The 7350-nt window shown below is 31.6% G+C and carries 6 protein-coding genes and 2 pseudogenes; 5 read left to right on the plus strand and 3 right to left on the minus strand.

From position 1 onward, the window contains the following. The 3 genes and pseudogenes from ACSVDA_RS24385 to ACSVDA_RS24395 form a co-directional block, all read left to right on the plus strand. On the plus strand, positions 1 to 483 hold a 483-nt coding region (locus ACSVDA_RS24385), incomplete at its 5' end, for an alpha/beta hydrolase (RefSeq protein WP_485886973.1). Between the two features lie 785 nt (positions 484 to 1268). Next, entirely contained in the window at positions 1269 to 3710 is a 2442-nt protein-coding gene (locus ACSVDA_RS24390) for an HBL/NHE enterotoxin family protein (RefSeq protein WP_485886975.1), read from the plus strand. Between the two features lie 370 nt (positions 3711 to 4080). Continuing rightward, positions 4081 to 4299: pseudogene (locus tag ACSVDA_RS24395) on the plus strand (phospholipase D-like domain-containing protein); the annotation flags it as partial. Positions 4300 to 4512: 213 nt separating this feature from the next. On the opposite strand, the gene ACSVDA_RS24400 reads toward ACSVDA_RS24395, so the two are convergent. Continuing rightward, positions 4513 to 4683: a DUF8096 family protein gene (locus ACSVDA_RS24400; protein WP_485886976.1), complete on the minus strand. Its 171-nt coding sequence runs from the start codon at positions 4681 to 4683 to the stop codon at positions 4513 to 4515. A 215-nt stretch (positions 4684 to 4898) separates the two neighbouring features. Between ACSVDA_RS24400 and ACSVDA_RS24405 the strand changes: the two genes are divergently transcribed. Continuing rightward, a complete protein-coding gene (locus ACSVDA_RS24405) occupies positions 4899 to 5366 on the plus strand; it encodes a hypothetical protein (protein ID WP_485886978.1) in 468 nt (155 codons plus the stop codon). Between the two features lie 165 nt (positions 5367 to 5531). On the opposite strand, the gene ACSVDA_RS24410 is transcribed toward ACSVDA_RS24405, so the two are convergent. Continuing rightward, positions 5532 to 5681, minus strand: a complete 150-nt coding sequence (locus ACSVDA_RS24410) for a hypothetical protein (RefSeq protein ID WP_485886979.1) — start codon at positions 5679 to 5681, stop codon at positions 5532 to 5534. A gap of 191 nt (positions 5682 to 5872) precedes the next feature. Between ACSVDA_RS24410 and ACSVDA_RS24415 the strand changes: the two genes are divergently transcribed. Beyond that, a complete protein-coding gene (locus ACSVDA_RS24415) occupies positions 5873 to 6541 on the plus strand; it encodes a hypothetical protein (RefSeq protein ID WP_485886981.1) in 669 nt (222 codons plus the stop codon). Between the two features lie 256 nt (positions 6542 to 6797). On the opposite strand, the pseudogene ACSVDA_RS24420 reads toward ACSVDA_RS24415, so the two are convergent. Then, a pseudogene (locus tag ACSVDA_RS24420) lies at positions 6798 to 7350 on the minus strand (IS3 family transposase); the annotation flags it as partial.

Raw genomic sequence — 7350 nt, forward strand, 5'->3', positions numbered from 1 at the left:
GTTGCAAATACACTTGCATTAGATGATCGAATTAAGGCTGGAATAAATATGGACGGATACCCCTTGGGAAATGCACATGAAATTGGCGTAGAACAACCATTTATGTACATGAGGGCAATAGGAAAAAACTACTTGAACTTGAGAAAAAATCTAATAGCTATGGGAGTAGAAAAGAAAAAAGCAGACAAAATAGTAAATGATCGTGAAAAAAGAACGAAAGATATTCCTCGTGGAGAAGGGATTGTACTTGAAATCAGTAGCGCAGAACACTTTGATTTTACTGACGTTCCACTATGGAGTCCAATATTTTCTATGGTTAGATTTACTGGAAAAATTAAACCCAAAAAAATTCATAGAATAATAAATGGACATACATTAGCATTTTTTGATACTTATCTTAAAGGAGCAAAAACTACTATTTTACACAAAAATGGAACTAAACATAAAGAAGTAAAGTTTCTAAAAACTTCTAATGATTTGTAATATATTAATTGATAATGATTTGGCGCCTTTCTGCCAAAAGAAAGGTGCTTTTACAAGCTAAAGTGTGATTATTCACCACTTAAATATGCTTACTACTAATAAACTTATTGATTAATGAGTCACATAGTTTTTGTCAAGTATTCAATCTACAATTGTTATTAAACAAAATGGCTCGAGAATGTAGTTAAGGATACCTCGACCACATTAAAAATAATATCTATTAAAAATGAGCCACCTAGGTACTGGTTGACCTCATTATACGATCTGGCGCTAACTTGTAATAAAGGTTAGTGTCTTTTTCATTTAAAGGCTAGACCGCTGAATAATAAATGTTTTTGATATTTGATAAAAGGGCTGTCTGATAAGTCTCTAAAAAACCTGCAATAAATATATTGATTATACTTTACGAAAGATGCGGAATACTGCTGGAATTTGTCGATTAATTTGCTTGAATAGCCCCATAACAGCAATTTTGTAGATGTAATTAATATATATAGTTTAGTAGTATATATAGTAGTTAACTGGTTAACAGGAAATTTACTTAGAACAAAAATTTATTTGGTACATTTTTAGATAAACTAGTTTTATATCCTACACTATCATGTACTAATATTGTTAGTAAGCTTGTAAAATTAACTTCCCATAAATTTGTGAGTATGTGAATGTTACATACTCAAGGCAATTACAAAATTGAAACTTATTTCTTTTTTATGAAAAGCATAAGCAAGGAAGGCTTAATCCTTAAATATATAAACATTTATTATACATTACTAGGAGGAGTTATCATGAAAAAGCTCCAAGTCAAAAAACTAATTGTTAGTACAGTTATGATGATGGGAGTATTTGTGAGTAGTGCGACTGTGCTAGGGGGGGTGAGTACAGTTCATGCAGAAGGTGTTACTGATTTTTGGGGTTTAGCTACAGTAACTCAGACTGATGATTCTATCAATGACCCTAACTTAGCTGTAAATAGTCGTGGAGAGATCGTAGAGATGTCTTTCGATTTAAACGGTGATCAGAAGCTATACTATAGACTTGGGAAATATTCTCAAGGAGAGGTTAAGTGGGAAAGTAAAAAGAGATACAAGGTGTATGATAATAACGATGGCCTTTATGTAGTCGGTGACCGTCAGAATGTTACTTTTCTTGATGATAATACAGTTTTAGAAGTGCATAGAAAAAATAAAAATCCTGATGATACTCAATTATTTTATAATATAGGAAAGCTTCATTATCCTACTGAAACTACTCCTTATATTGATTGGAGTTACATGGGAGATGTGAAGCCTCTTGATGTCTACTATGGATACTCTATAGATGATAGTGCCCAGGTAGGACTTGATAGTAATGATAACGGGGATGTTGTTATCACTGCTGGAAACTATTTTATTAAAATGGCACATTGGGATAAAGAGAATAAAACCCTTACTTTTGGAAATTATACAACTGGAATATGGGATCGCAAGTGGGTGCGTGATGGAGCGGGTATGAGTTATTATGGTCATGATACAGCTATAACTAATGATGGGAAAATTGTTATAGCCGACTCTTATAGAACAGCTTATCAAGGTGTTTCTGAGAACATACTTGAAGTCAAGACGTACACTCACTCGGATAATGGTATAGTTCTTGAAAATACAACAGCTGTTCCTGGATATCCTGGTCAACATCCAACTATTACAGTTAATAACCAAGGAAAAGTAATAATACAAGCAGTGAATATATATGATTCTGAAGAGTTTCCTGAAAAAGATATCACTCAACATACAGGGAATTTAAATGTTGATGGCTCTATAACATGGGATAAATCATTTGATAGAAATGGAAATAATCTACTTGGGATTAGAGGAAGACAGCCAGAGGTAGAGTTTATTACAGATAGCTTAGCCATATCAGCTTTAAAGGGAGAAAAGAATGACCATGGCTATACTGGATTGGGTTGGTCATATAACAATGCTCCTGTTGAAATCGTTAGTGTCTCTTCACCTTCAATTAATAATAAAATAACAGTTGACTTCAAAATAAATAGTAACGCTTCAGTGACACTTAGACAGGAGAAGAAAAATACAGATGGCACATGGGCTTATCAAGACTATGATGTAACTGGAAAAACTATATGGGAAAACCTGTCCGATTGGGATTCTCAATATAGATTGAAGTTTATCGTCAAAGATAGCGATGGGAATATAACATATGAAACAGCATATAAAGAATACCAAACATCCATTCCTATTGGCATACATTCAGTAGAGACTATAGATGCAAATTATTATGATACGGTTTTTGCTTGGAATAGCTACGTACATGATAATATTAACTCATCTACTGATATCACAAGAGTACTTTATGCGTCATTTGTACCGAGAGTGGCATCACTTTCAGGTCAAAAACTTCAAGTAGTAGTAGAAAAGAAAAATCAAAATGGAGATTGGGATTCTGAAGTTCATGATTTTGGAACTCCTGATAACGTAACTGATGCGGTAGCATGGGGACAAAAAGCAGAACCTGCAGTAGAGTACCGTGTAAAAGCCCGTGTTATTACTGATGATAATAAGGTTGTTTTTGAAACAGAGTATAAATATCATACTGTTAGCTATCTTAGCGTTTTTGATACAACCTATACACCATTAAGTAGTAAAAATATACCTGATCTAAAAATTCATATGGAAGCTGCACAGGTAAATGCAGAATACTATACTACTAATATAAAACCAGAAATATCTGAGAATCTTGATAATATTATAGATTTTGACAAACAATTCAATGAATCTATTAAAGGAATCCGGGAGTCAATTTCTAGTAATAATAGCGAAAAAGCTACCCAAGGGTTAAACACATTAAAAGAACAACTTCAAAATATTAGCTATCCTGAAATTAGTTTGGACATGATTTCTATTTTTAGAGATAGATTGAGTACAGATATCAACCAATTTAAAACGGATGCAGCTGAAGCAGAAAGATATAATGAAGAGAAAGTTGTAACGAGTTTGAATTTTTATATTCCTGTTATTGAATATGGAATTACCGGAATAGAGCATTTAAACTATAGTTTACAAGACATTGATATACGTATTGATGATACTATAAGTGGAGTCGATAAATTTTTGGAGAATATTGAAGATTATATGAGTCTTTCCTTTCTAGGAAATGCACAGTTAGATGTCATTCAAAACTCGTGGAATGATGTTTTGGATCAAGCTCAAAACTTTCAATTTCCTGTAAATTAGTTATAGTAAAAAAAGAAAGCCCTTATTCATTTTTTTATAGAATAGGGACTTTCTTTTCTATATGCTATTTTGTAGTTGTTTCGAGATGATTCTTGTCTATTAGTGTTCACATTAAAAATTGTATTTCAATTATATGGCGCATGTTTGCAAGATAATTGCCTTCATATATGCTCATTGCACACAACCTATACTCCGTAGAAATAGAAGTAGTGTAAGTAAGCTACAAAAATCCCAATACTGGTTTTTAAAAACTAAAATATGCTTTAAACAAATACTTTAAAGAACCCACATTAAAGGTATTAGCCCAGGTAGATTTTATAACTCTAAATTTTCAATAAAATAAAAAGCACTCTGGGCAAACCCCGCACCAGTTTATAAAGATAATGAATCTAGAAAACTTCATAGTAAGACTATGTTGATTGATGCTAACTCAACAAGTGATCCGACTGTAAATATTGGATCTACTAACTGGAGTGAGAACGGTAATAACGTTAATGATGAAAATATGCTAATTATTCATGATGAAGCAATTGCTAATCAATTCCTACAGGAATTTAATGCTAGGTATGAAAATGCTAGTGGTTTTTAAGAATAATAAAAAAAGTAGAAGGATAAGTTGATCTTATAGTTGAAAAGATATTTAGAAATTATCTATATCTCTTTATAATAAAAAAAGGCTGGGACAAAACCCAGTTAAAATGAAGAAACCGCACGAAATCCAATTTAAAAACCTTGATTTCATGCGGTTTTATTTTTGCGTATTGTATAAAAATCAGTAAGTTTTCAACTTATGTCCCAGCCTCTATATACTCTTCTTCATTCCACAATTATTACATTCACGTATGAAAACATAATCCTTTGCAGAACTTGTAAAACTAGTAGAGTCACAGTTGTCGCAGCGACCACTAGATTTGTCTGGAAATTCTTTGTAGTCGTACACTTTATTTAAGTCTATCTCTGTGTTTTCTGTCATAGTATCACCTCAAATTGAATCCATCTTTTTTATCTTAACAAAAAATATAAGGTATAAATAGTTTATTATCTGAGATTGTACTTTCATTTATTATCTAATAAGTTAATCCAAGCATTATATATTTTTATGAATACTATATTCTGAGACAATTTTCATTGAGAAACAATATTCTAATTGGAAAATTGTACTTTTGGAAGGACAAAGGAGGTGAGAAAATGACCAAAAACCATTCTACAGAATTTCTCGCTACTCAAGAGGATCAGCCCTTATCATTACCAATAGACGGATCTAGAGTAGAGTTACTAAGATTGAGAATACCAAAACATTTATATGGAAGCCAGATGAAACTTGATGGATTCTTTCAGTCGAATTTCTTTGTAGTTGGTTTGGAAAATAATGTAGAACAAGATGTTTTACCATACAAATATGAAATAGCTTATCAAGTGATGGCTGAATCAGCTGAAGTAAATTATTCATCAGCTTCTCCTTTGTTATTGGACACTGTAAGTGGAGTACAACAGCCAGCTGAATTTAGTGTAGAGCATAACACAAATCCAAACTTCACTGTTTCTGTCCCTTGCGTATCAGGAGATCTTGTACTAATGGCTTCTGTCGTTGAGACTCAAGGCGGTGTGGCTGGAGCATTTGTAAATAGTAGATCAATGAATGCCTTATTGCTTTAATTAATATCTGTTTTAATGTATTTTAGACAGAATAAAGAAGAAAAAGCCCTAGGTTAAAATAATCTAGGGCAAAAAAGAAGGGGAAAAACTTATGAAAAATCATCATATTAATTATTGACCATATATAAGTATGTTAAACATGTGTTTTATCACCAGATATACTACCTACCTCTGACTGATTAGGTGCATTTCACCTTTCCTATCTATTCGATATAGAGATCCCTTAACAATCCAAATCTCATCATAATTATCTAGCTCGTATAATTTGAAGCCTTCTATTTCTCCAGTTTGTGTAAATCTCCTCGTTTTCTTCATTTGTCTCACCTACTAGATTGAGAAATATGCATATATAATAGGTTAATTAGATTTTAGGATAAAATTTCTGTTTTATTACGAATTATTAATTATGAAAACATAAAACCAAATGGTAATATTACTAGTATTTTGATATAATTGGTAAAGTTAATTTTTTGCTTAAACACACTTGAGAAGGAGAAAAAAATCAAATGAAAAAGAAAGACGTAACCTTATTAATAACTGGATTATTAGTAGCTTTTCAATTGTTTTTAATGTTTACGGCTAGTCCCATAACAAGCATAACAACTACTACTGTAACAAATGAAAACAAAATAGATTTAGATGATTATTTTGGTGATAATAAAAAAAGTAGCAATTATTTCGGTCTTAATAATCTACCAGATAAGCAGACAAATGAAACTTCAACAGTAAGTTATGAAGCAATTTATTTGAAATATGGAATAAGTATTTTAACTACTCTTATTCTTGGTTTTTTTACATATAGCCATTTTAATAAACAAGAAAAATACCGTAATGCAACTGTGTCTACTGAAATACAACAACCAAATAAAATCATTAGAACAGTGTTAAATGAAAACAGAAATATTTCTCCTAATAAAACCCCATCTATAGAAATTGGAGATACAGTAAACGATAAGCGTGGAAACAAGAGTTGCATAGGTGGCTTCTTGTTTGGAATAGTGTCAATTTTTCTTAATTGGATAATTTTAATACCTATTGTTGGTTTTATTATTTCTATTTGGGGAGTATCAGGTTTTAATAAAGATAAAGAGTCACTATATTGGATGGGAGTAGTAGGAGTTATATTTAACATACTATCTATATTTACTGGCTTATATGCAAACGGAATAATATAATAATTTTTTTATAATTGGTATAGGACAGCACGCGTTGCTGGCCTATTTTTATTGAAAGAAATGGAGAAAATCTAAAAGCGGATAAGATATATTTACGATAAAACTTGCATTTTATTGTCATTTAATTCATATAAGATATTTCATTAATATGTTAAAATGATACTATTAGTAATTTAACTTGAATTTAATAGATTATCAAAAAAGATGATATGAACTGCCCCCTGTCTAGTAGACAGCGGAAATAATAAAAAGTCACTTAAGCGGCTTTAGCTCTATATTCCATAGGGCTAAGGCCATTTAATCGTTTTTGGTACCTATCGTAATTATAAAAATGTATATAGTCTTCTATGGCTTGAGATAATTCTTCAAAGTTCTCATATTTATTTAAATGATACTTCTCACATTTCAGTGCTCCCCAAAAAGATTCCATCGGTCCATTATCAATACATCGACCTACTCGCGACATACTTTGTGTCATCTTAGCGGCATCTATTTTTCGTTTAAACCCTTTAGATGTGTACTGAAATCCTCGATCACTATGTATTAGTGGATAATCCCCGTTCAGTTGGTTTATCGCTCGGTCAAGAGTATTAAACACAAGAAGGTTATTATTCGAATTCCCTAAAACATAACTAATAATTGAGCCATCTTATAGATCGAGAATAGCACTTAAATAAGCTTTCTTTGATACTCCATATTTAAATTCCGTTACGTCCGTTACCCATTTTTCATTCGGTTTTTCTGCCGAGAATTCGCGATTTAACACATTTTCTGCGACATGTTGAGGAGTAGAGCTCTTATAAGAATTT

It is taken from the genome of Cytobacillus sp. Hm23, from assembly GCF_051842895.1.
Classification (GTDB): Bacteria; Bacillota; Bacilli; order Bacillales; family SM2101; genus Nanhaiella.

Bases quoted from the DNA above. Each gene is read 5' to 3' on its own strand.
- ACSVDA_RS24400 (WP_485886976.1), bottom strand. From the start codon at position 4,683: ATGACAGAAAACACAGAGATAGACTTAAATAAAGTGTACGACTACAAA.
- ACSVDA_RS24415 (WP_485886981.1), top strand. From the start codon at position 5,873: ATGAAAAAGAAAGACGTAACCTTATTAATAACTGGATTATTAGTAGCT.
- ACSVDA_RS24405 (WP_485886978.1), top strand. From the start codon at position 4,899: ATGACCAAAAACCATTCTACAGAATTTCTCGCTACTCAAGAGGATCAG.
- ACSVDA_RS24390 (WP_485886975.1), top strand. From the start codon at position 1,269: ATGAAAAAGCTCCAAGTCAAAAAACTAATTGTTAGTACAGTTATGATG.
- ACSVDA_RS24410 (WP_485886979.1), bottom strand. From the start codon at position 5,681: ATGAAGAAAACGAGGAGATTTACACAAACTGGAGAAATAGAAGGCTTC.